22 protein-coding genes are annotated in these 24,909 nt (G+C 45.9%); 14 read left to right on the forward strand and 8 right to left on the reverse strand.

The genetic code is table 11. From position 1 onward, the window contains the following. Window positions 1–10: 10 nt before the first annotated feature. Entirely contained in the window at window positions 11–652 is a 642-nt protein-coding gene (gene pyrE / locus BEL05_RS11335) for an orotate phosphoribosyltransferase (protein ID WP_028763041.1), read from the forward strand. A gap of 340 nt (window positions 653–992) precedes the next feature. Here the strand turns inward: pyrE and folE are convergent, their stop codons facing one another. The 5 genes from folE to coaBC form a co-directional block, all read right to left on the reverse strand. Beyond that, complete coding sequence (gene folE, locus BEL05_RS11340; RefSeq protein ID WP_069671232.1) at window positions 993–1,637, reverse strand: GTP cyclohydrolase I FolE; 645 nt, start codon at window positions 1,635–1,637, stop codon at window positions 993–995. A gap of 289 nt (window positions 1,638–1,926) precedes the next feature. Continuing rightward, the gene (locus BEL05_RS11345) at window positions 1,927–3,894 is read right to left on the reverse strand and encodes an alpha/beta hydrolase family protein (protein WP_069671233.1); all 1,968 of its coding nucleotides are present in this window, start codon (window positions 3,892–3,894) and stop codon (window positions 1,927–1,929) included. A 153-nt stretch (window positions 3,895–4,047) separates the two neighbouring features. Continuing rightward, window positions 4,048–4,641: a nucleoid occlusion factor SlmA gene (gene slmA / locus BEL05_RS11350; RefSeq protein ID WP_028763044.1), complete on the reverse strand. Its 594-nt coding sequence runs from the start codon at window positions 4,639–4,641 to the stop codon at window positions 4,048–4,050. An 81-nt stretch (window positions 4,642–4,722) separates the two neighbouring features. After that, window positions 4,723–5,181 (reverse strand): dUTP diphosphatase, encoded by a 459-nt coding sequence (gene dut, locus BEL05_RS11355; protein ID WP_069671234.1) that lies wholly within the window; start codon window positions 5,179–5,181, stop codon window positions 4,723–4,725. Then, a complete protein-coding gene (gene coaBC, locus BEL05_RS11360; protein ID WP_069671235.1) occupies window positions 5,178–6,374 on the reverse strand; it encodes a bifunctional phosphopantothenoylcysteine decarboxylase/phosphopantothenate--cysteine ligase CoaBC in 1,197 nt (398 codons plus the stop codon). Before coaBC ends, dut begins: the two co-directional genes overlap by 4 nt. 144 nt (window positions 6,375–6,518) lie before the next feature. Here coaBC and radC point away from each other — a divergent pair, with 144 nt between their 5' ends. The 5 genes from radC (at window position 6,519) to BEL05_RS11385 (ending at window position 10,111) form a co-directional block, all read left to right on the forward strand. Beyond that, complete coding sequence (gene radC / locus BEL05_RS11365; protein WP_028763047.1) at window positions 6,519–7,196, forward strand: RadC family protein; 678 nt, start codon at window positions 6,519–6,521, stop codon at window positions 7,194–7,196. A gap of 123 nt (window positions 7,197–7,319) precedes the next feature. Then, a complete protein-coding gene (gene rpmB / locus BEL05_RS11370; RefSeq protein WP_028763048.1) occupies window positions 7,320–7,556 on the forward strand; it encodes a 50S ribosomal protein L28 in 237 nt (78 codons plus the stop codon). A 6-nt stretch (window positions 7,557–7,562) separates the two neighbouring features. After that, on the forward strand, window positions 7,563–7,736 hold the full coding sequence (gene rpmG / locus BEL05_RS11375) for a 50S ribosomal protein L33 (protein WP_028763049.1): 174 nt from the start codon (window positions 7,563–7,565) through the stop codon (window positions 7,734–7,736). A 327-nt stretch (window positions 7,737–8,063) separates the two neighbouring features. Continuing rightward, the gene (gene argA / locus BEL05_RS11380) at window positions 8,064–9,383 is read left to right on the forward strand and encodes an amino-acid N-acetyltransferase (protein WP_028763050.1); all 1,320 of its coding nucleotides are present in this window, start codon (window positions 8,064–8,066) and stop codon (window positions 9,381–9,383) included. Between the two features lie 188 nt (window positions 9,384–9,571). Further along, a complete protein-coding gene (locus tag BEL05_RS11385; RefSeq protein ID WP_069671236.1) occupies window positions 9,572–10,111 on the forward strand; it encodes a hypothetical protein in 540 nt (179 codons plus the stop codon). Here BEL05_RS11385 and rarD read toward each other — a convergent pair. Both rarD and BEL05_RS11395 read right to left on the reverse strand, forming a co-directional pair. Further along, complete coding sequence (gene rarD / locus BEL05_RS11390; protein WP_028763052.1) at window positions 10,082–10,975, reverse strand: EamA family transporter RarD; 894 nt, start codon at window positions 10,973–10,975, stop codon at window positions 10,082–10,084. The two genes, BEL05_RS11385 and rarD, sit on opposite strands and share 30 nt — an antisense overlap. Window positions 10,976–11,062: 87 nt before the next feature. Beyond that, the gene (locus BEL05_RS11395; protein WP_028763053.1) at window positions 11,063–11,527 is read right to left on the reverse strand and encodes a thioesterase family protein; all 465 of its coding nucleotides are present in this window, start codon (window positions 11,525–11,527) and stop codon (window positions 11,063–11,065) included. A gap of 197 nt (window positions 11,528–11,724) precedes the next feature. Between BEL05_RS11395 and recQ the strand changes: the two genes are divergently transcribed. After that, window positions 11,725–13,560: a DNA helicase RecQ gene (gene recQ / locus BEL05_RS11400; RefSeq protein ID WP_069671237.1), complete on the forward strand. Its 1,836-nt coding sequence runs from the start codon at window positions 11,725–11,727 to the stop codon at window positions 13,558–13,560. Window positions 13,561–13,571: 11 nt separating this feature from the next. Here recQ and BEL05_RS11405 read toward each other — a convergent pair whose 3' ends face one another. Then, the gene (locus BEL05_RS11405) at window positions 13,572–15,320 is read right to left on the reverse strand and encodes a nucleotidyl cyclase domain-containing protein (RefSeq protein WP_069671238.1); all 1,749 of its coding nucleotides are present in this window, start codon (window positions 15,318–15,320) and stop codon (window positions 13,572–13,574) included. A gap of 518 nt (window positions 15,321–15,838) precedes the next feature. Between BEL05_RS11405 and leuA the strand changes: the two genes are divergently transcribed. The 7 genes from leuA to glpK all read left to right on the forward strand — a co-directional run bounded on the left by leuA (window position 15,839) and on the right by glpK (window position 24,903). Next, a complete protein-coding gene (leuA, locus tag BEL05_RS11410; protein ID WP_069671239.1) occupies window positions 15,839–17,410 on the forward strand; it encodes a 2-isopropylmalate synthase in 1,572 nt (523 codons plus the stop codon). A 61-nt stretch (window positions 17,411–17,471) separates the two neighbouring features. After that, window positions 17,472–18,566 (forward strand): 3-isopropylmalate dehydrogenase, encoded by a 1,095-nt coding sequence (gene leuB / locus BEL05_RS11415; protein ID WP_028763056.1) that lies wholly within the window; start codon window positions 17,472–17,474, stop codon window positions 18,564–18,566. Continuing rightward, window positions 18,566–19,966, forward strand: coding sequence for a 3-isopropylmalate dehydratase large subunit (leuC, locus tag BEL05_RS11420; protein WP_069671240.1), 1,401 nt, complete (start codon window positions 18,566–18,568; stop codon window positions 19,964–19,966). Before leuB ends, leuC begins: the two co-directional genes overlap by 1 nt. 9 nt (window positions 19,967–19,975) lie before the next feature. Then, on the forward strand, window positions 19,976–20,581 hold the full coding sequence (gene leuD / locus BEL05_RS11425) for a 3-isopropylmalate dehydratase small subunit (protein WP_069671241.1): 606 nt from the start codon (window positions 19,976–19,978) through the stop codon (window positions 20,579–20,581). A 508-nt stretch (window positions 20,582–21,089) separates the two neighbouring features. Then, window positions 21,090–22,403 carry an outer membrane protein transport protein gene (locus tag BEL05_RS11430; protein WP_069671242.1) on the forward strand — a complete coding sequence of 438 codons (1,314 nt, stop codon included), beginning with the start codon at window positions 21,090–21,092 and terminating at the stop codon, window positions 22,401–22,403. Window positions 22,404–22,903: 500 nt separating this feature from the next. Continuing rightward, complete coding sequence (locus BEL05_RS11435; protein ID WP_069671243.1) at window positions 22,904–23,401, forward strand: nuclear transport factor 2 family protein; 498 nt, start codon at window positions 22,904–22,906, stop codon at window positions 23,399–23,401. A gap of 17 nt (window positions 23,402–23,418) precedes the next feature. Further along, window positions 23,419–24,903, forward strand: coding sequence for a glycerol kinase GlpK (glpK, locus tag BEL05_RS11440; protein WP_069671244.1), 1,485 nt, complete (start codon window positions 23,419–23,421; stop codon window positions 24,901–24,903). The last annotated feature ends 6 nt before the right edge of the window (window positions 24,904–24,909 follow it).

The following is a 24,909-nucleotide window of genomic DNA, read 5'->3' on the forward strand; positions in this document are numbered from 1 at the left end:
AGGAGAGATTGTGAAAGCCTATCAACGTGAGTTTATTGAGTTTGCCCTTGAGCGTAATGTATTAAGATTTGGCGAATTTACGTTAAAGTCAGGCCGCACTAGCCCTTACTTCTTTAATGCGGGTTTGTTTAATACAGGTCGTGATTTGGCGCGCCTTGGCCGTTTTTATGCTGCGGCGTTAGTCGATTCTGGCATTGAGTATGATTTACTATTTGGCCCTGCATACAAAGGTATTCCGATTGCGACCACGACAGCGGTTGCACTTTGCGATCATCACGACATCGACATGCCTTATTGCTTTAACCGTAAAGAGAAGAAAGACCACGGTGAAGGTGGCAGTCTAGTCGGTAGCGAGTTAACGGGTCGTGTGATGTTGGTGGATGATGTGATCACAGCGGGCACTGCAATCCGTGAGTCGATGGAGATTATTGAAGCCCATAAAGCTCTACTTGCTGGTGTATTGATTGCGCTGGATCGTCAAGAAAAAGGCAAGGGTGAACTCTCGGCGATTCAAGAAGTTGAGCGCGACTTTGGCTGTGAAATCGTGTCGATTATTAAGCTTGAAGATCTGATTAACTACTTGTCTGAAAAACCAGGTATGGAAGCGCAGCTAACATCAGTAAGTGCTTATCGTGACCAGTACGGGATTTAGAGCTTACGGATAACGGAACGCTACGCTTACGGAAAAGATAAATGCCGCGATTATAGTTAACTATAATCGCGGCATTTTTTTATGATTTTTTATCGTCAACGAACGTTCCGTCTATAGTAGCGAAGCGTTCGAATCTGCTCTTAATTTCCGTGAGGACGAAGGCCGTTCTGTTATCCGTAACGAGCATGCGAGTGTTCCGTTTTCGGGCTCTTTCTTTTACTTAGCCTGAAACGAAAAAACGCTGCGTTAATAATGCAGCGTTTTTATTTTTGGTTTCTGCTTTTCCTAGCAGGTCGAAGACCGCCCTCGTAGTGAAGCGTTCTAGAACTTTCTTTTAAAGCTAATTACTCAGAAACTCGGCGCGCGTAGCAGGGTTAGATTTAAAAATACCGCCGAGCGCTGTAGTGGTGGTTGAACTGGTTGAGTCCATTACGCCACGCGATTTTACGCAGTAGTGGACGGCATCCATCTTAACGGCCACATCTTGGGTTTCTAGCAAGGTTTGCAATGCCACCAACACCTGTTGCGTTAAGCGTTCTTGCACCTGTGGACGTTGAGCAAAGAAGCGCACGATTCGGTTGATTTTAGACAAGCCGATAATGTTCTTGCGCGGTAAATAAGCCACTGTCGCAACGCCATCTATGGTCACCAAGTGATGCTCACACGTGCTGGTGAGGCTGATATCTTTCACTTTGACCATCTCATCGAAACCCATCTTATTTTCGATAACCGTGATTTTGGGAAAGTTGGCGTAATCGAGGCCGGAAAAAATCTCATCAACGTACATCTTGGCAATGCGCTTTGGCGTTTCGACTAAGCTATCATCACGTAGATCGAGAGACATCAAGGTCAATATCTCACGCATGTGGTGTTCGATTTTATCCTTGCGCTCTTCGCTGCTCAGCTCACACGGGAGCATTGGGGTCTCAAGACCACGTGCTAATAATGCGGTTTGCACCTGCTGTGCTGCTTCACTTAATGCCATTAGATCCTCCACCATGTGGATAGTGGTTAGTTCGACTGCAACAAAATCTCTAAAGACAACCAATCTCACTTATGTGCTGCTCAACAGGCTAGTCGAGCAAGACGTCAATTTGGTTGGTAAAACTCGAATACTTTGTCGCTAAAATAGTAATTATAGCTCGCCAATTGCAGATAAACTTACAATGACGGGGCAAGGAGGATACCCTGATTTGCGGGCAATTTATACCCAGAATCAATAGGGGAATAGGAAAAAAGCCGATTGTGATAATCGGCTTTTGTGTATGGAGATATTAAAGCGCTAAGTTTTTCTTGATAAAGCTGAGCATAGTCTCGTAATAGATTTCACGACTTTCAGGGGTGTAGAAACCGTGACCAGACTTATCCCAAATCTTTTTCTCATAGGGGTAGTTTGCTTTGTTCAATGCCGCCTCCATGGCATCGAATTGCTCCATGGGGGCGCGAATATCTTCTTCACCATGAAGCAGTAATACCGCTGCTTTTAGTTTATCGACGTTGTGTGTGGGAGACATTGCACGCAATGATTCAACATTATTACCTAAGACTTGTTCTAGGAAGGCTCCACCAGAGTAGGATTTAGGAATATCACCACTGTCATGAAGTTCTTCGAGATCATAAACCCCAGCGGTGCCGACCGCACATTTATACATATCGGGCGCGATCATGGGAGCCATTAAGGCTGAGTAACCGCCAAAACTGGCACCAGAGATACAAATTTTATCTTTGTTTGCCCAGCCTTGATCGATGGCATATTGCGTGGCATCAATAATGTCGTACTGAATTTTTGCGCCCCATTGTTGGTAGCCCTCTTCTTCAAACTTAGGACCATAGCCGCCAGAGCCCCTAAAGTTGACTTGGAGCACTGCAATGCCATGTTGAGCCAATAACTGGTTTTCTGAGTTAAATACCCAATTGTCTCTGGGGCCGTGTGGACCGCCATGAGGATTCACCACTAATGGTAAGTTCTTGAGCTCTTTGCCATTTGGCAGAGTTAGATAACCATGAAGCTCTTTTCCATCTCGAGCGGTAAAACTAATTGGTTTGACTTCAGCCATGAGTGCGGGATCTAGCCAACTTTTTTGGGCAAACAGGTACTTCAATTTCAATTTTTTACTATCAAATAGGTAGTAGTCCCCAGGATTTTTATCATTCATCGCAATAATGACTAACTTTTCGCCGTCTTGGGTTTCGCTAACAATACGGATACGATGATCTGGAATGGCAGCCATCAGCTGTTTGAGTACTTTCGCCTTTGTACTTTGCTTATCTAAAAACTCATATTCAGGGTGGCCATTTTCAAATTCAACGGCATATAGCTCTTTGGTTTTTTGATCTATCCATAACTCGTTAGGATCGACAATTGGGTGCTGAATGATCTTTTGCTGTTTTCCGGTAGCGATGTCAATTTGATAGATAGCTCGCGTTTCATTCTCTTTAGCACCTATTGCATAAATAGATTTGTCATCAGCGGTAAAAGCAATTGGCCTAAACTCGTGTAAATCGCCTCTGAATTTATCACCTGGCACCCATTGGTCTTGGCTTTCGTCAAAGTAGTAAAGTAAGTCATTTAGCTTTTCATCTTGGCTATAGCTAAAACGTACATTTTGATTGTGATCGACCAAGAATCCTGCATTTTGAACTGGGGATGAAGCTAGTTTTTTACGTTTACCTGAATATACATCGACGCGATATATTTGAGTGATTGCGTGGTTAGTGCCAGTCCAAGGATAGGCCATCACCAAGATATCATCTTCTTCATCTTGCAAAGTATCAAGCATGTAACTTGTTGCCTGGATAGGGGCTGACTTTTTGATGCTAGTTCCGCCAGATGCTCTGCCATCGCCTTTATAGCCAAAGATGTACTTGGGTTTACTGCCATCGGCATTTACCGCTAACATTTCACCATAGTAAGCCGATGTTTCTATGCGTTCCTGTTTATAGGTTTTTTGTAAAACGACTCGTTCATCGTTGACCCAGTAGTAGGCCCCCACTTCTCCCTTTCCATCGAAGTTGGCGACATAAGAAGGCTTCATGGTTTTCATGTCGAGAATGATAAGCGCACGCTTATCTTCAGTTTTGTCTATGGTTATGCCGCCGAGGTATTCACCGGTAGGCGATATTTGTATGTCAGTGAATTCAGCTGAGGCGCTGAAGGCTTTGATGAGTTGGCTTGGTTCTGCATTAAGGTTTGTTGTAAGTAAACCGCAGATGAGCAGCAAGTATCTTGTAAGATGTTTCATCTACATTCCCTGTATTTTGTTTTTTGTTGGTTGCGGGAATGTAAATTAATTTCGGGGTGAGATCAACTGTGCGTATGTAGAACTATGATATTGAATAATTTAGATTATGTTAATTTATTCGCCCCAATATAGGTAGGGGCGAATAGAGGGAAGTTAACTTTGTAATAGTTGTTGCTGAATAAAACTCCACTGTTCGGCAAAGTGCTCGGTGGGTTTTTGTTTAAAATCACTGCGTACAAATTGTGCTATGCGGCCTTCGGCGACTGCCAGTAATAAGTTAGCTAAAATGGCTTCGTCTAAGTTAAAGCCTTTGCCTTCGCGCAGCGTCTTTTCACGTAAAATTTGCTTAAGATGAGTTTCGACTTTCGAGAATATTTGGCTGGTTCGGCTGCGTAGACGCTCATTTTCCCCAAGCAGGGCATCACCATTAAGGACTCGCGAGATCCCAGGGTTGCGCTCGGCAAAAACGAGCAGCAGTTGCAGCAGTAATTGGCACCGTTTCATGGTGTCTTTTTCATCATCCATGATGAGGTTAATACGTGACAGTAAGGATTCTTCGATAAAGTCGATAAGCCCTTCAAACATCCTTGCTTTACTCGGAAAGTGACGATACAAAGCCGCTTCCGATACACCGACTTCTGCTGCGAGTTTGGCTGTGGTGATGCGTTGTCCTGGACTCGTTTCTAACATGGTGGCTAAGCACTGAAGGATATGTTCACGACGATTAATTTTAGGGCTTGCAGCCATTTAAGTTTCCTTTACTCAATTACTACAGGAGCCGATGGGCCGAACACTGCCCATGACTCTCTAATTTTTTAGATAGGTTGGTTATCGAGTGCCTGAGTGGCCGAAACCACCTTCACCTCTGTCGGAGCTATCAAATTCATCGACTAACTTAAACTCGGCTTGCACTACAGGGACAAAAACCAGTTGGGCTAAACGATCGCCAATCTCTAATGTGAAAGTTGCATTGCTGCGGTTCCAGCATGAGACCATGAGTGGACCTTGGTAATCGGAGTCGATAAGCCCGACTAGGTTACCTAAGACGATTCCTTGTTTGTGACCAAGGCCTGAACGCGGCAATATCACTGCCGCGAGACTGGGGTCGGCAACGTGTACTGCAATACCTGTTGGGATCAATTGAGTTTCGCCGGGGCCAATGGTCATGGTGGTGTCTATCATGGCGCGAAGATCCATTCCTGCACTGCCTGGTGTGGCATAAGCGGGTAAAGGAAATTGCGTACCGATACGTGAATCGAGAATCTTAAGTTCTATTGGCGTTTTCATGCTGGCTTCATCTGTTTCGCTATTAAGGTAAGTAATTGTCTTGCCAAGGTTAGCTTGTCGGTTGCGGGCAACTCAAACTGGCCATTTGCCCAGTAGACTCTCAGTGCATTGTCGTCACTATTGAAACCTAAAGCTGGGTCAGAGACGTCATTGGCGGCAATCATATCAAGCTTTTTACGCTTTAGCTTATCTTTCGCATAATGCTCTACATCTTGGGTTTCGGCGGCAAACCCCACGGTAAAAGGGCGCTGTTTATGCGCGGAAACCGTGGCTAAGATATCAGGGTTGCGCACGAGTGCAAGGGCCATCTCTTCGGCTGATTTCTTTATTTTGTCGTTGGCAATATCGGCTACGCGGTAGTCACACACGGCGGCACAACCAATAAAAATGTCACTGTGGTGGACTTGCTCCATCACGGCATCAAGCATCTCTTGGGTAGACTTCACATTAACGCGATTGACGTTGAGTGGCGTATCAAGATTCACTGGGCCAGCCACTATGGTGACCTTAGCCCCCATTTCTGCAGCGGCTTTGGCAATGGCAAAGCCCATCTTGCCTGAGCTGTGGTTAGAGATATAACGCACAGGATCAATCGCTTCACGAGTGGGACCTGCAGTCAGTAGCAGGGACATACCTTGTAAGATTTTTGGCGCAAAGAATTGTTCAACGCGTTCGGCAATGACCAGAGGTTCTTCCATGCGTCCAGGTCCCACCTCACCACAGGCTTGGTTGCCAGAGGCTGGCCCCCAAATTGTAATGTTTCTGCTGCGCAAAGAATCCAAATTGGCTTGGGTTGCGGCGTTGCGATACATCTGCTGATTCATTGCAGGGCAGAGCACGACAGGAGCCTCAGTGGCTAGGCAAGTGGTGGTGATCAGCTCGTCAGCCATGCCCGCATTGATACGAGCGATGAGGTTGGCTGTTGCTGGCGCGATGATCACTAAATCGGCCCAGCGGGCTAATTCAATATGCCCCATGGCCGCTTCAGCTGCGGTGTCGAGCAGATCTGTAGCAATAGGATGGCCTGATAAGGCTTGCAGTGTTAGTGGGGTAATAAACTCTTGGGCGCTTTGGCTCATGACCACCCGGACATCGGCACCGCGTTCTTTTAGACGGCGAACTAAATCAGCGGATTTATACGCTGCAATACCGCCTCCTATCCCTAGCAATATCTTTTTATTTGTCAGACTCATCTTCATCACTAATCGTATCAAGGTTGCCCTAATTGGCGTGGGCTAACCATATCACAATCCCACAGGGCTTGAGGATACAAGTTTTTAAAAACTAGACCATACTCTAATCCTTTAACGGCAAAATTGTCTCAACAGGGAGGTGGTATGACAATTAGAGATTGGCCCGATGGAGAGGGGCCGCGAGAAAAACTGTTACGTGATGGGGCTTGCCAACTATCTGATGCCGAGTTGTTGGCTGTGCTGCTCAGAAACGGCCTTAGAGGGCAAAGTGCTGTGTCGTTGGCGCGAGCCATGATTAGTCACTTTGGTGGTCTTAGAGCGCTAATGACAGCGAGTGAGAGTGAAGTTTGTCATATTCAGGGAGTCGGGCCAGTAAAGTACGCGCAATTACAGGCAGCAATGGAACTTAGCAAGCGAATTTCGAAAGAAAATCTACAAAGAGGCAAGATTTTAACAGATCCTGATTTAACTCGGGACTATTTAATGAGACAATTAGCGGATCGTGCCTATGAAGTGTTTGCCATCTTATTGCTTGATAGCCAACATCGAGTGATTCAGTTCGTTGAACTGTTTCGAGGTACCATAGATTCAGCCTCGGTTTATCCACGTGAAGTGGTGAGTCTAGTGCTTGAGAAAAAAGCCGCGGCTGTCATTGTTTGCCACAACCATCCTTCGGGGGTTGCGGAGCCAAGTCATGCTGATCGGCGAATTACTGAGCGATTAAAATACGCGTTGGCAACTATAGATGTTTCGCTGCTAGACCATATGGTTGTGGGCGATCGTGAGATAGTTTCGTTTGCAGAGAGGGGATGGATAGATTGAATATCCCTTGATCTTTGATTTTAGATCCTGTATAAAATGCGCCCTCTTTGTGTGCCTCGGGCGACGGCCATATTCGAGGTACATTAGTGCTCGAGCGTTAAATTGTTTTTGGAGAAGATTGACATGTCAAGAGTATGCCAAGTTACTGGCAAGAAGCCTATGGTTGGTAACAACCGTTCGCACGCAAAAAACGCGACTCGTCGTCGTTTTTTACCTAACCTACAGAACCACCGTTTCTGGTTAGAAAACGAAAAGCGTTTCGTTAAGCTACGTATATCTACTAAAGGTATGCGTATTATCGATAAGAAAGGTATCGAAGTTGTTGTTGCAGAACTTCGTGCCCGCGGCGAGAAGGTGTAATAAACCATGGCTAAAGCTAAAGGTAACCGTGAGAAGATCAAGCTAGTTTCTAGCGCTAAAACTGGTCATTTCTACACGACTGAGAAAAACAAACGTAACATGCCTGAAAAAATGGAAATCAAGAAATTTGATCCAGTTATTCGTCAGCACGTTATGTATAAAGAATCTAAAATCAAGTAATTCTTGATTGAACTTCTTTGAAAAGCCCCTATTCGTAGGGGCTTTTTTTTGGCCTTTTTATAGTTAAACTTCAGTGTCGCTGTGCTGGTATCTTTATACTGATTGGTATCGACTTCAACAGTAAATCAGGGGGTGAGTTCGCGTCCATTTTTGTCGTACTAACTTTTACTGTATTACTCATATCTCGTCTTAGTTCCCCTATTGCGATTTAATCTCTCCATAATGAAAATAAATGCTTTTAAAGTGAATTTAAATGCAATATTATTGGTTGGTTATTCTTATTGCAGCCAGTGCTGCACATATTTATTGTGATTAGGGGTTACGCGCGTGCGCACTACTGAGTTAGTCGACGGTTTTCGTCATTCAGCGTCCTATGTCAATGCACATAGGGGAAAAACATTTGTGGTGATGTTAGGTGGTGAGGCGCTGGCACAAAGTCAGTTTCGCTCTATTATCAATGACATTGCGCTATTGCATAGCTTAGGGATTAAGATAGTCCTTGTGCATGGGGCTAGGCCGCAGATTGATGAGGCCCTTGCTCAACGCCAATTGGTGCCAGAGTATTATAATGGCGTGCGGATCACCGATGAAGAGTCGTTTAAGGTGATTAAGCAAGTTGTCGGTGGATTGCAGTTAGACATTACTGCACGCTTATCGATGAGCTTGAGCAATACTCCAATGCAAGGCGCACAAATCAACGTGGTCAGTGGAAACTTTGTCATTGCCCAGCCACTGGGTATCGATAATGGGGTCGATTTCAGTCTTAGCGGTAAAGTAAGACGTATAGATGTGCAAGGCCTAAAGCGGCAGTTAGATAGTCACGGTATTGTATTACTTGGCCCGGTGGCGGCGTCGGTGACGGGTGAGAGTTTTAACCTTACTGCCGAAGAAGTGGCGACCCAGATTGCGGTTAAGCTTAAAGCTGACAAGATGATCGGCTTTAGCGCTCAAAAAGGGATACTCGACAGTGCTGGCGAAGTGTTGGCAGAACTCATGCCAACCGATGCACAACGCATTTTGTCAGAGGTGACCGACGAAGATAATTGGTGTGTAGGCACGCGTGCTTTTCTGCAGGCGAGTATCGATGCCTGCCGTAACGGTGTTGCTCGGTGTCACTTTGTCAGCTACTTAGATGACGGTGCTTTGTTGCAGGAGCTCTTTTCACGCGACGGTATTGGTACCCAAATTGTCACCGAGAGCGCAGAGCGACTGCGCCGTGCCAGCATTACCGATATTGGTGGTGTGCTTGATCTGATTCGTCCACTGGAAGAGGCGGGAATCCTCGTCAGACGTTCTCGTGAACAGTTAGAGATGGAGATAGAGCAGTTTATGCTTATTGAGCGTGACGGACTGGTCATTGGTTGTGCGGCGCTATATCCGTTTGAGGAAGACAATGCCGGTGAGTTTGCTTGCTTGGTGGTGCATCCTGACTATCGTGATGCCGATAGAGGTAGCATACTGCTGAAGAATATTATTGGGCAAGCCAAGGTGCGAGGTTACTCTCGCTTGTTTGCACTAACAACGCGTAGTATCCATTGGTTCCTTGAGCATGGTTTTGAAATCGTTGATGTTGATGCATTACCTGATATGAAAAAGCAGCTGTATAACTATCAACGTAAATCCAAAATTCTCGCGTTAGATCTCTAGTAAAAGCTCACTTAGAAGACCACGTTAAGGCGTGGTCTTTTTGCTTGTGTTGGGCGTTATGCACTATTTGACATAATATGTCGTGCGGTGCATAGTGAGGCTATTCAATTTGAGGATGAGCCACCGCTCAATCTTATATCGTGGGGCTCAACAGAGACCTCAGTGACATTTAAATAGGGTGCTTGAACATGGATACTCAAGTCTTTCTGCTAACGGCTTTCGATGCTGCAACGAGTGCGACATTTGTCTCTTTACTGGTCGGCATCGGCTTCATTTTAATTCTGCTAAAGATAAAACCATTACCCAAAGGCGCTAAATTTGCTGCGCTGGGTATGGTGATCGCGGTATTGGGTCTATTATCTTGGGTGTTTTTCAAGGCCCATGATGCCAATATTCGTGTCACCCCGACATCGATGACGGTCGATATTCCTTTGTATCGCACTGAATTGCCTTTGGAGAGTCTTTTAATTTCGCAGGCACGTATTGTTAGCTTGGATGACGCTGATGCGCCACAGCTGAGTTATAGAAGTAATGGCGTGGGGTTGCCCGGCTATAGACTGGGATGGTTCAAGTTAAAAGATACCATCTCCAATAGCGATAGAGCCCTATTGTCCGTTACCAATAGCAATCATGTACTGGTGTTGCCAACGACAGAGGGCTATCTGCTGATATTGAGTGTTGAGCGGGCAGAGTCGTTACTAGCCCTGTTGCTTGCGTCGACGCTTTAACGCCATATCAAGCGTAAATATCACCAACGCACTCCAGATAAACGCAAAGGTGATGCCTTTTTCAAGATCAAAAGGCTCTTTGTATAAACTGACCGCCAGAATAAACATAATACTGGGGCCGATGTATTGAAAGAAACCAAGCATAGACAGCGGGATACGTGTCGCTGCGCCTGCAAAGCAGAGTAAGGGTACCGAGGTCACAACGCCTGCTGCAATAAGTAATAAGTTCATATTAATCTCATTGGTAAACATATTCGCAGTGGCTGAGTCGAGTGTGACAAACAGGTAGATAATGGCGACAGGAAGTAGCAAGGCTGTTTCGACCAATAGGCCTGTTTTAGCGTCGACATTAACTTTTTTACGCAGTAAACCATAAAAGCCAAACGATGAGGCCAGTGCCAATGACACCAAAGGGATAGAACCAAAAGAGATTAATTGAACGAACACTCCAGCACAGGCAAGGCTTACGGCAAACCACTGTAGCTTACGTAACCGTTCACCAAGAAATATCATACCAAGCAAGACGTTAAGTAATGGATTAATAAAATAACCTAAGCTAGCATCGAGCATGTGATCATTATTGACGGCCCAGATAAACAGTAGCCAGTTACCTGCAATCAGCACCGAGGTGATCGTTAGTACACCTAACTGCTTGGGTTGACGAAACAGTTGGCGTAACTTAGCGAAGCCCCCAATAAACTTCATCAGTATGATCATGAAAACAAACGACCAAATTACCCGATGAACCAAAATTTCCGCCGCTGATACCTGATGTAAAAGTTTGAAGTATAACGGGGCAAAGCCCCAAAGGCAGTAGGCACAAATTGCTAATGCAACGCCTTTGCGGTATTCGGTATCGACCATAGGTTCGGGATTCTAGTCATTGAGAAGGAGTGGCATTGTAGGGTGCAACAGTTCTAGACTCAAGCGCTGTTATGAATAACTCATGGGCTAACCGACCATGTAGGTTCCGGTACCAAAGGCGATGTGTGAGCCCTGTTCATTATGTAGCTCCATACGGCAAACCGATACACGGTTGCCAGCACGGATCACTGTGCCTGTGCCGGTAAATACTTGGCCGCGACCAGGCCGAAGGTAGTCAACGCGTAAATCTATGGTGCCAAGGGTTTGTAGCCGAGTCTGCAGGTCTTCTAGGCTCCAATCATCCCGACTGGCCACTAATCCTGAAAACGCAGTTAGCCCGCCAACAACATCTAGCACCGTGGCCGTTACGCCACCGTGCAATATTTGCTGGTGGATATTACCGATCAGTTGCGGCTTCATGCTCACTACAACCTCGACACCGTCAGTGTCGTAACGTTTGATGTCCATGCCAAGTAAGTTGTGGAACGGCACTTTGCTATCGAATATTTCGGCAACGCTGGCTAAAATTTGTGCTTGGATTGCGGTGGTCATTAAGGCTGATCTCCATCATCACTTCATTCCTTTAGAGTAATTAATCTATCCCTTAATAATCATAGGGGCAAGTCTTAGATGGATTTTTAGCCGATTTGATGGCGGAAGAAATTAAATCAACTTTAAGTACTCACAGTCGAGACAAGCAGGCGCAGCTTGCCTTAGAATAGGCGGCCGATTAACAACTATGATGACAGATGGACGCCGCTGCTAATTTAGTCGACACCACCGACACCGATCCGCTCTCACACTGCCTGCAGGCGGTATTTGGTTACCGTACCTTTAGACAAGGTCAGCGGGAAGTGATTGAGCAGGCCTGTCAGGCACAAGACAGTTTAGTGATAATGCCAACAGGTGGCGGTAAGAGCCTTTGTTATCAACTGCCAGCACTACTGCTACCGGGTTTGACGTTAGTTGTGTCACCTTTGATCTCCTTGATGAAAGATCAAGTCGATAGTCTTAGTCAAATGGGCGTTGCGGCAGCTTATCTAAATTCATCTTTATCGAGAGAAGCCTCGTTACAGATTTTTCAGCAACTACATCGCGGTGAGTTAAAGCTACTGTATGTATCGCCTGAGCGCTTGTTAATGCCGAGTTTCATCGAACGGATGCAAGGTTTGAATATCTCGCTATTTGCTGTCGATGAGGCCCATTGTATTTCGCAGTGGGGGCATGATTTTAGGCCTGAATACGCACTGCTTGGTAAACTTAAGCAGTTGTTCCCGTCAGTGCCTGTTATGGCATTAACCGCTACCGCCGACCACGCTACCCGTCACGATATCTGTCAGCGCTTGGGGATCACTCCGCATGTGTTGTTGACCAGTTTTGACAGGCCGAATATTCGTTATACCGTGGCCGAAAAGCTCAATGCGGCTAATCAATTGCGCCAATTTATCCAAGCTCAAAATGGCAACAGTGGCATTATTTACTGTAGCAGTCGCCGCCGTGTTGATGAAGTGGCTGAACGCTTAAGGTTGCAAGGGTATAAATCTGATGGCTACCACGCGGGTAAGACACAAGAGGAGCGCGCTGACATTCAAGAGCGCTTTCTAAAAGACCAGCTTGAAATTGTCGTCGCAACCGTTGCATTTGGTATGGGAATAAACAAGTCGAATGTTCGTTTTGTGGTGCATTATGACATACCTAAAAGCGTTGAAGCTTATTATCAGGAGACCGGACGTGCCGGGCGTGACGGTTTAGATGCAGAAGCACTGCTGTTGTTTGACCCTGCAGACATTGGCCGAGTACGCCACCTGATTGAACAACAAGAGCCTGGTCCACAACAGCAGGTTGAGTTTCATAAACTCAATACAATGGCTGCATTTGCTGAAGCGCAAACGTGCCGTCGACAAGTGTTACTGCACTACTTTGACGAGAGTGCATCAGAGCCTTGTGGTAACTGCGATATCTGCTTAGACCCACCAAAACGCTATGACGGTGTGCAAGATGCACAGAAAGTGCTCTCCTGTATTTTTCGCTTGCAGCAAAAGTTTGGTATCAACCATCTCATTGAGGTTCTAAGGGGCTCTAAATCCGCTAGCGTTGTCGATCGTGGGCATGACAAGTTGTCAACCTGGGGAATAGGTAAAGATAAAAGTCATGAGTTCTGGTTGAGTATTATTCGGCAGATCATTCATCTTGGTTACGCCAGCCAAGATATTACCCGCGGATCATCGGTTAAGCTCAATTCACAAGCTCGCGCGGTACTCAAAGGCGAGGTGCCTTTGCAGTTAGCGGAGCCGCGAATTGCATTGACCACGAATGTGAAGCGACGCGGAGCCAGTAGCCGTGCACCATTAAATTATGATCGCAAATTGTTTGCCCGTTTAAAATTGTTGAGACGAAGTTTAGCTGAAGAGCTGGACGTACCGCCATACCTGGTCTTTAACGATGCCACATTAGCTGAGATGGCCGCTATGTTGCCAACGAGTCCTGGCGAGATGTTAGCGGTCAATGGCGTTGGAGAAACTAAACTGAATCGTTTCGGTAACGAGTTTTTAGATGAGATCAGCGACTATCTGACGCAGGGGTAACAGGGTTACAGTTAATGTGCTAAGTGTTCATTGTGCTTACTTAGTTGATCAATACTTGCCCGTTTAATCAGCGTATTCAAGGTATCATGGTGACGCATCACCGCAATGCCAATGGCCACTCTGCCATTACTTTGCAAGGGTTCTATTGCTGCTTCTAATTGTTGCGATATCTGCATTGCGCCTTCTAGATGAGTAAAAGGCAACATGATCAGCATCTGATCAGCTTCTTTATTAAATAGCATATCTTGTTGGCGCAACTTGTCACAAATTCTCGCTGATAATAGCTTCATATCCGCACGATAAAAGTGACTTGGATTGATCAATAAAATCGTGATCGGAAATCCTATCTGCTTAGCACTTGCCAAAAGAGCCTCCATTTTTTCGAGCGGGGCCATCGGCTCAAAACCTTGCATCTCTTGCTTGGGAGGTTTTTGACCCCTAAGTCTCGAGAAGATGAGTAACAGTGTTAGCAGTAGGAACAGTAAAATGATCCCGAACAATCCATAGTTGTTGCCCAGATGAGTATCGAGTTTTAAGGTGTTTGTTTTTTTGCTCTGGGCTAACTGTTGGTAGCGAGCCAGTCGCGCTTTGATTTGAAGGAGACGGGTATCTTTGAGGTACTCGTAGCTATGTTTAGCTGTGTCGAATCTGAGGCGCTGGTATTGGTTGGCTTGCTGGTAATTGCCCACACTGGCAAAATAATCGCTTAATACCTGATAGCAAATAACGAGCTGATAAAATTGATTGGTTCGTTCAGCTATACCTATAGCCTTTTTCATTAAATCTAGGCCAGCGGCTTCGTTGCCGTTTGCTAGCTCTATCTCTGCCAGCAGTTTATGGGCATGTAGACTATCGCTGATTTTTTTCTGCTGTTCAAAAGTATTAATAGCAATATTAAGTAGCTGGATTGCACTTTTATCATTACCACGCAGAAACTCTATTTCCGCAAGTTGGTTGTAACTTTCTGCGAGTTCTGTGGCGGTTGCCAGTTCTGGTATTAAAATTTTCGCTTCTAATATCATGTCGTCGCGAAATTTTACTTCTTGGTTTTTATGAGCAATTTTGGCGAGATTGAGTAGCAGGTTGATTCTGACTTTCCCCGTTGATTGCTCATTGTCCAATGTGGCTCTGGCGGTATTGAAGGCCTGATTAAAGAGTCCTTTTTGGCTGAGGAGTTCGGCCATAGCCAATTGAATGTAAGGGAATGGTGGCACGATCCAGTGGGGTTGTTGGTTGAGTGTTTCTGGATAAATATCTTGTGCGAGCCGCAGATCTTCGAGGGCACTGCTTTCACTTTCGATCTGGATATCGACTCGACCACGCAAGAGTAATCCGTTGACTAATGATTGAGGTTGCTTTAGTTCTCGAGAGTGATAAATCGATGCATCCAGCAGAGTCAGCGCTTGGCGCAAATCACCGTAGTCTATGTAGGCACCAGCCATGCAATTAAGAAAATAGGGGCGCGCCGACTCTATTTGCATCGCCTTTGCCTTGGCGTCACTCATTCGACCTAAATTAATTGCCGCTTCATTTTCACCTAGCTGCACAAAGGTCTCACATTTTAACAATGCCAGACGTAGCCGTAATATTGGGGTTAATTTATCTTGGTCGAGCGCACTCTCTAATGCTTCAATTTTGCTTAGTGCTTCGTTGGGATATTGATAAACCGTATCGGCTAAATCATTTAGATCGCTCTCTATACTTGCCCATGCTGGAAACAGCCAAAGGCTGAAGCATAATGCTAGTAGGCGAAAATCCATTTATAAAACTCCAACGAGAGACGATTAATATGAGTAGATTGAGCCGCATTATACTGATTTTTTATAAGCAATTGCATAAAAAATAACTTTTACGTCACAATCTAGCAGATTGATGATTTTGCGCGCAGCCATATTGAATTTGTTACATTAATGGCGCATATCATCAGCTGTGATTGTCAAATTGTGCACTCATTCTGCAATTTTGCTGGTCTAATCTGTATAGCATGAAAAAAATGGGGTTGACTATTAGCGCTACACACGTTAAAAATTAACCGCTCTTATAAAAAATAATGAATAAATAACTAATATTGTTGAATACAAAATAGATGACTACTAACCGTGCACTACTCAGCCTCCTTATTCTCTTTCTCGCAGACTCTGCGCGGAGAATGTAGTGTTGCACGCTTAATAACACACCCAGCATTCATAAACCCCGCGCCCAACACCGCGGGGTTTTTTTGTTTATGGATTTGATTAAAACGAAAAGATAGAACATAGACGTTCCATGGAGAAACTAGATGTCTAACCGAGTGATAATATTTGATACGACCTTACGTGACGGTGAGCAAGCATTAGCGGCAAGTTTAACGGTTAAGGAAAAATTGCAGATCGCATTATCACTGGAACGACTTGGTGTTGATGTGATGGAGGTTGGTTTCCCTGTCTCGTCTCCGGGGGATTTCGACTCGGTTCAGACGATTGCACGTACTGTTAAAAATAGCCGTGTTTGTGCTTTGGCCAGAGCGCTTGAGAAAGATATCGATGCGGCAGCGCAATCTTTATCAGTGGCTGATCAGTTTCGTATTCACACCTTCATCTCTACTTCAACCATTCATGTTGAAAGTAAACTAAAGCGATCTTTCGACCAAGTGTTAGAGATGGCGGTTGGTGCGGTGAAATATGCGCGCCGTTTTACTGACGATGTGGAGTTCTCTTGTGAAGATGCGGGCCGAACTCCCATTGACAACTTATGCCGCATGGTCGAAGCCGCAATCAAAGCTGGTGCTAAAACCATTAATATTCCCGATACCGTGGGTTATACCGTACCGAGTGAGTTTGGCTCAATTATTCAAACTTTATTTAATCGTGTTCCTAATATCGATCAAGCGGTTATCTCTGTGCATTGCCATGATGATTTAGGTTTATCGGTGGCAAACTCTATCACCGCGGTACAGCATGGGGCGCGCCAGATTGAGTGCACTGTCAATGGTATTGGTGAACGAGCGGGTAACTGCTCGCTGGAAGAGATCGCCATGATCTTGTCAACGCGTAAAGCAGCCTTAGGCTTAGAGACGGGCATTAACGCCAAAGAGATTCACCGCACCTCTAATTTAGTCAGCCAGCTGTGTAATATGCCTGTGCAAGCTAACAAGGCTATTGTGGGGGCTAATGCCTTTACCCACTCTTCGGGTATTCACCAAGATGGCATGTTGAAGGCGCAAAATACCTACGAGATCATGACGCCAGAAAGCATTGGTTTAAATCGCAGCAATTTGAATATGACCTCTCGTTCCGGTCGTCATGTAATTAAGCATCGCATGCAGGAGATGGGGTACGCCGAACAAGATTATGATATGGACGTGTTGTACGAGGCGTTTCTGAAATTAGCCGACAAGAAAGGCCAAGTGTTCGATTACGATCTTGAGGCCTTGGTCTACATGGAAGCACAAGCTGATGAAGACACTAATTACACCTTGCAGCAGCTAGTGGTGCACTCTGACTCTACTCAAGGTAAAGCAACCGCAACGGTTACCCTTGATGTGGCGGGTCAGTCCGTTACTGAAGCGGCGACAGGTAATGGCCCCGTTGACGCGGCCTACAATGCGATTACCAGAGCGAGTAACTGCCAAGTCAATATCACCAGCTATAAATTGGGTGCCAAAGGTCAGGGACAGGATGCGTTAGGCCAGGTGGATATAACCGCCAGCTATCAAGAGCAAAACTTCCATGGTGTAGGCTTAGCGACCGATGTCGTTGAAGCATCTGTCCAGGCGCTTATTCATGTGATGAATTTGACTTGGAGAGCCGACAAAGTGGCAGAAAACAAAAATAAAATACAACAAAAGCGTGCGGAATTAGGTGGCGTTTAAGTCCACAGACAATTATTAATAGCATTATTGAGCATTAGCAAAGCAGGGAGTTAGGTGTCGTATGAGTTATCAAATAGCAGTATTAGCCGGTGATGGAATTGGCCCCGAAGTGATGGCGGAGGCACGTAAGGTGCTGAGTGCTGTTGAGGCGCGTTTTTCATTAGATATTGAATATAGCGAATACGATGTGGGTGGCGCGGCGATCGACAATCACGGTTGTCCATTACCTGAGGCAACACTTAAAGGGTGTGAGGCAGCCGATGCGATTTTATTTGGCTCTGTTGGTGGACCTAAGTGGGAACACCTACCGCCAAATGATCAACCTGAACGTGGAGCGCTCTTGCCGCTTCGTGGTCACTTTGAGTTATTTTGTAATATTCGTCCAGCTAAATTGCACAGTGGTTTAGAGCATATGTCACCGCTACGAAGCGATATATCTTCGCAAGGGTTTGATGTGCTATGTGTGCGCGAACTGACGGGGGGGATCTATTTTGGCAAACCTAAGGGGCGTCAAGGAGAAGGTGAAGAGGAAGAAGCGTTCGACACCATGCGCTACAGCCGAAAAGAGATCCGTCGTATCGCTAAAATCGCTTTCGAAGCGGCTCAAGGTCGTCGTAAAAAGGTCACCTCGGTTGATAAAGCCAATGTCCTGGCATGCTCAGTGTTATGGCGTGAAGTGGTTGAAGAGGTTGCTAAAGATTTTCCTGATGTCGAACTTGAGCATATCTATATAGATAACGCCACCATGCAGTTACTGCGTCGCCCATTTGATTTCGATGTCATGCTTTGCTCCAACCTGTTTGGCGATATTATTTCGGATGAAATTGCGATGTTAACAGGCTCTATGGGACTGCTCTCATCTGTCAGCCTAAATAGCAATGGCTTTGGTTTGTATGAACCTGCTGGTGGCAGTGCGCCAGATATTGCGGGGCAAGGTATCGCAAATCCAGTGGCACAGATCCTATCTGCTGCACTGCTGTTACGTCATAGCTTGAAGCTCGAGGCTGCGGCCACAGCGATTGAAACTGCCGTGGCACAAGCGCTTGGTGATGGCTACTTAACCGGTGAGCTATTACCTGCGAGTGAACGTGCGAATGCAAAATCGACCAGCGAAATGGGTGACTATATCGCTCAAGCAGTAAGAGAGGCAAAGTAATGGCTAAAACATTGTATGAAAAGGTTTGGGACAGCCATATTGTTGCCGCACCTCAAGGCGAAGCGCCGCTAATCTATGTCGATAGACACTTAGTGCATGAAGTGACATCACCTCAAGCCTTTAGCGGTTTGAAGGTGGCAGGACGCAGGCTGCGCGCCCCAGAAAAAACCTTTGCAACCATGGATCATAACACCTCAACTAAGAGCGCAAGTTTAGATGCCCTTAGCCCAATGGCGCGTATTCAAGTGGAAACCTTGGCGCAAAATTGCGAAGAGTTTGGTATTCGTCTCTATGATATCCACCATAAAAATCAGGGTATTGTTCATGTTATGGGGCCAGAACTTGGCATCACCTTACCTGGTACGGTTATTGTGTGTGGCGACTCACATACCGCGACTCACGGTGCGTTTGGTGCATTGGCTTTTGGTATCGGTACCTCTGAGGTTGAACATGTTATGGCGACGCAAACCTTGCGTCAGCTCAAAGCAAAAACCATGAAGATTGAAGTCCGTGGTCATGTTGCCGATGGCATCACTGCCAAAGATATCGTGCTGGCCATTATTGGGAAAATTGGCATGGATGGTGGCACAGGTTATGTCGCTGAGTTCTGTGGAGAGGCGATTGAAGCACTCTCAATGGAAGGACGCATGACAGTATGTAATATGGCGATTGAGATGGGAGCAAAGGCGGGTATGATCGCGCCTGATGCGACGACAATTGAATACCTGAAAGGTCGCGAGTTTGCGCCTAAAGGCAGCGATTGGGACAGTGCCCTAGCGGCATGGAGTGAGCTAAAGAGTGATGATGAGGCTACATTTGATGCCCATATCGTGCTGGAAGCTGCCGATATTGCGCCGCAATTGACTTGGGGCACTAACCCTGGTCAAGTGGTGGCCATCGATCAGCCGGTGCCGAGCCCGCTTGATGCTGAAAACTCAACGGTGCGCACCAGTATAGAGAAAGCATTGGAGTATGTAGCGCTGGAAGCGGGTACTCAGATGACTGATGTGAGCATTAATAAGGTGTTTATTGGTTCATGTACCAACTCACGTATTGAAGATCTGCGTTCTGCTGCCAATCAAGCCAAAGGACGCAAGGTTGCACCTGGAGTGACGGCTATTGTTGTGCCTGGTTCAGGATTAGTAAAAGAGCAGGCAGAAGCGGAAGGCTTGGATAAAATCTTTATCGAGGCGGGTTTTGAGTGGCGTTTACCTGGCTGCTCAATGTGTTTAGCCATGAATGACGACAGGCTTGAAGCTGGGGATCGCTGTGCATCAACCAGTAATCGTAATTTTGAGGGGCGTCAGGGACGTGGCAGTCGCACGCACTTAGTGAGTCCAGCTATGGCCGCAGCGGCCGCTGTAGCGGGTCATTTTGTCGATATACGCAAAGCCTACTAGGAGAGCATTATGCAAGCATTTACTACCCATACTGGCGTTGCTGTGATTATCGATAGCGCCAATATCGATACTGACCAGATCATCCCTAAACAGTTTTTGTCTAAAGTGACTCGTGATGGCTTTGGTGTACACCTTTTTCATGATTGGCGTTACTTGGATGATGCGGGCGATGAGCCAAACCCAGAGTTTAGCCTGAACTTACCGCGATATGCTGGTGCTTCTATCTTACTCGCACAAGAGAACTTTGGCTGTGGTTCCAGTCGTGAACATGCACCTTGGGCGCTAGCTGATTTTGGTTTGAAGGTGATTATTGCCCCCAGTTTTGCTGATATTTTTTATGGCAACTCAATCAATAATGGCCTGCTACCAGTGAGATTAAAAGAGACTGAAGTGCAGCAACTGATGGATGAAGTTAGCGCCACCGAAGGGGCTGAAATTACAGTGGATCTGCAAGCGCTAACCGTGACCTCGCCTTCTGGTACTCACTTTAGTTTTCAGATTGCCGAATCGGCCAGACATAATCTACTTAATGGATTAGATGCGATTGGTATCAGCCTAACTTACAACGACACGATTGCCGCCTATGAGTCTAATCTGCCCGCTTGGAGAGCGTAACACACGACCTATATGAATTAGCGTACAGATGTACTTAGGTATGTAAAAAATGTAGCCAGTAGCACTTAATTGCGCTACTGGCTTTGTTTTTTTGGTCATTGCCGCAGTGATAAACCTGTGTTTTTACGGTGATTTAGCTGATATTTACTGATTGTTAAAGCCAAATTGGTGGTTAGCCAGTGATTTGTGCTGGTGTTTTAGGTGTTAACGTAGCTAACAGGTGTATATCAATCTGAAAATCATTAGTGGTTGTTTTTAAAGTTTATTTGGTTGTCACCACGCTTTGTTATAAATCTATAAAGCGAATCAAGATCACACTTTTAGGTGAAGACACCTGTTTAAAAGGCTTTGTATTGCCATTTCTTCACTGGTTGATTGTACTTTGACCAGCATAAAACACTGAAATAATTTATTTGCTTGTAAAGATACTCTGTATAAGTAGACTGCGGCTCAATAAAGAACTGGAGTTAAAACTCTAAGTCTAGTTGATAACAAAAAGAGAGCCACAATGAACAAGCGTATTTTATCTCTAGCCGTTATTGCGGCTATCGCAGCACCGCTATCCCAAGTTAACGCTGCCGGATTCCAGTTAGCCGAATATTCTGCCACAGGTTTAGGCCGTGCTTATGCGGGTGAAGCCGCAATGGCTGATAATGCTGCAGTACAAAATCGTAACCCTGCGATGTTAACTTACCTGCAGGGTACTCAGATGACGGCGGGTGCTATCTTAGTGATGCCTAATATCGATATAGACGGCGAAGTCACTTACGTTGATGGCGTTAATGCGACGTCAGCTAAAGATATTGCAGATGATGCAGTGGTGCCTAATTTTTACATGTCTCATCAATTAGATGAACAATGGTTCTTAGGTTTAGGTATTGGCAGTAACTTTGGTATGGCGACTGAGTTGGATGATAATTTCCGTGGCACTCAGTTTGGTAATGAAGCCTCTGTAACCACTGTAGAGATTAACCCGAATGTAGCTTACCGTATAAATGAGCAATTTAGTCTTGGTGCTGGTATTCGTTTTGTACTTGGTGAAGGCAGTATTGGCGCTAAGAGCTCTGCAGATACCACGCTACCGCCGTCAATGGGTGGTATTACTATCCCTAAAGGCACAACCCTTAAATATATGGAAGGCGACAATACCGCTTGGGGTTGGCAGTTAGGTGGTGCCTGGCAGATAGATGCGAATAATCGTATCGGTATTAACTATCGTTCGGCAGTGGATTTCAACCTTGAAGGTGAAGCGAATGGCTTAGCTTTTAACCCTAGGGATCCCAACCTGAAAATGGCGGGTTCTATGGAGTTATCTCTACCTGCAACGGCTGAGCTAGCCTCTTTCCATCAGATCACTGAAAAGTTAGCGATTCATGCCAGCGTAAATTGGACTGATTGGAGCTCATTCGAAAAACTAGAAGCGGTTATTCCAGCGCTGCCAAACCCAGATCAACTTGTTAAGCAAGAAAACTGGAAAGACAGCTATCGTTTCGCTGTTGGTACGACTTATGATTTAACGGCAAAATCGACGTTGCGCGGTGGTATTGCCTACGACAAGTCAGCGGTATCTGATGCCAACCGTACGTTGACCATCCCTGAGATGGACCGCCTATGGCTGAGTGTGGGTTACGGCTATCAATACAGCAAGCAGTTAGATTTGGATTTTGGTTTTACCTATATCCTAGCTGATGAGTCACCTGTTGTTGAGCCTCGTCCAGGCATTGGTTCTGATCTCTCGTCTGCGCCATTTGGTGGCACATTTACGGGAACAACTAGCGGTAACATTATGCTAGTTGGTGTGCAGGCTAACTACCGTTTCTAATCGGTGAACGTTGGAGAAAGGGTGCCCTAGTGGCGCCCTTTTTTTTGCCTATGACTCCTCCCCTGTGGATGAGCTTGCAGAGCGTGATTAAAGCATATGCTTAATAGAGTACGTTATTAATGTTATCGGTATTTGCAAATTTCGCGCGATAGGCGTGCCTCGGGCTGTCATTTTCAAGGCGGTAAGATTATTTGTTGGATATATGAACTTCATCGGATTATATTCATCTGATTATCAATCTATTGTTAGAGTCTGCTGAGCATTAACGTGCGGTTGTTGTGGGTTTATGCTGAATTCCAAAAACACTGTCGTTAATCTTTGTTTTGAGCAATGCTCGTGTGCCCGTCGGTGGCAGTATTGAATTCGAACCCAAACTAAGTTCGACGGAGCAACAGACGCGAGTGAATTAACTTTAATTTTTACGCGGAAATGGTATCGATGCATTGCATCTCGTTGTGTGCCATCTTCCCAATTAAACACGCTAAAATAAGAGGTGCAAAATGAAACCCTTACTACTTGCCGCAGGATTGTCAGTGTTTCCGCTAGCTGCCGTGGCTAATACGCCCCAGACCACCGATGTGGTTGAGGCATTTATTGGGGCATACAATCAACATAGTGTCGAACAGATGCTGCAACATGTGGTTGATGATGTACGCTGGATGCATATCACTGGCACCAAAATAGAAGTTGAAACAGCTGGTAAGGCACAGTTTGGCGCGGCAATGGCGGATTATTTTGAAACCTTAGGCGAGGCTAACGCCACAATTCTATCTATGATTCACTCTTCTCATTTTGTCAGCACAGTGGAGCGAGTCACCTGGCTAAATGAAGGGGAACTATTGAGCCAATGTAGCATTGGTAACTTCAGAATTGAAGGCGGTAAAATTGCCGAGTTTTGGTATCTGCCCGCGCATGCCTGTGATGATGTCGAACTCACACCACCCGTCGATGATATTGCACCACCTGAGGTGGGCAAGTTAATTGAAATTCGTCAATAAACGGTTGGAGTTATAGCGTGAAGAAAAAGTATGTCATCGCTCTCGATCAAGGCACTACCAGTTCACGGGCGATAGTGTTTGATCATGATGCAAATATCGTTTCGGTTTCTCAGCGTGAATTCTCACAAATCTACCCTAAAGCGGGTTGGGTTGAACATGATCCTATGGAGATTTGGGCTTCTCAAAGTTCTACGCTAATTGAGGCACTTGCTCGGGCGGGGATCCATAGTGACGAAGTGGCTGCCATTGGCATTACCAATCAAAGAGAGACCACAGTCGTGTGGGACAAAGTCACAGGTAAACCTATTTACAATGCCATTGTTTGGCAGTGCCGTCGTAGTCGTGATCTGTGTGAAGAACTAAGGGCACGCGGGTTAGAGGAATATGTTAAAGACAATACAGGTTTGGTGCTCGATCCTTATTTCTCTGGCACTAAAGTGCGTTGGATTCTCGACAATGTTGAAGGCGCGCGTGCGCGCGCAGAAGCGGGAGAGCTCCTCTTTGGCACTATAGATACTTGGTTAGTATGGAAACTCACAGAAGGTAAGGTACATGTGACGGACCCCACCAATGCATCGCGGACCATGCTATTTAATATTCATCAACAAGCGTGGGATGATGTGTTGCTTAAAGAGTTAGATATCCCTCGTTGTATGTTGCCAGAAGTTAAGCCCTCATGTGCTATTTATGGTCATACGCGTATTGCCGGCGAAGGTGGTGAGATAGCCGTGGCTGGTATGGCAGGCGATCAACAATCGGCCTTATTTGGTCAGTTGTGTATTGATGAAGGGATGGCAAAGAACACCTACGGTACAGGTTGTTTCTTGTTGATGAATACTGGGCTTCAAGCGGTTAAGTCTAATCATGGCTTGTTAACCACGATTGCTATTGGTGCTAAAGGTGAGGTCAACTATGCCCTTGAAGGCTCTGTTTTTATGGGCGGCGCCACGATTCAATGGTTACGTGATGAACTGGGCTTAATTCGAGATGCACAAGATACAGAGTATTTTGCCCTTAAAGTTGCTGATAGCAATGGGGTTTATCTTGTTCCCGCCTTTGTTGGTTTAGGTGCCCCCTATTGGGATGCCAATGCGCGTGGGGCATTAGTGGGCCTCTCTCGAGGAGCTAATCGTAACCACATCATTCGTGCAGCCTTAGAAGCAATAGCGTATCAAAGCCGAGATCTATTGGACGCGATGACCAAAGACAGTGGAGTGCAATTGAAGCAAATTAAAGTCGATGGTGGCGCGGTGGCCAATGATTTCCTGATGCAGTTTCAAGCTGATATCACCAATGTAGAGGTGCAGCGTCCAAGCGTCACAGAGACGACAGCTATGGGGGCCGCGTTTTTAGCGGGACTTGCAGTGGGTTTTTGGCACTCAACGGCTGAATTGAAACATAAAGCGGGTATCGACCGTTGCTTTGAGCCAGCCATTAGCCATGAGCAAAGAGAGTCACTCTATTTAGGCTGGCAAAACGCGGTGGCACAAGTCACCGGGTAAGCGTTG

The organism is Shewanella colwelliana (assembly GCF_001735525.1).
Taxonomy (GTDB): domain Bacteria; phylum Pseudomonadota; class Gammaproteobacteria; order Enterobacterales; family Shewanellaceae; genus Shewanella; species Shewanella colwelliana.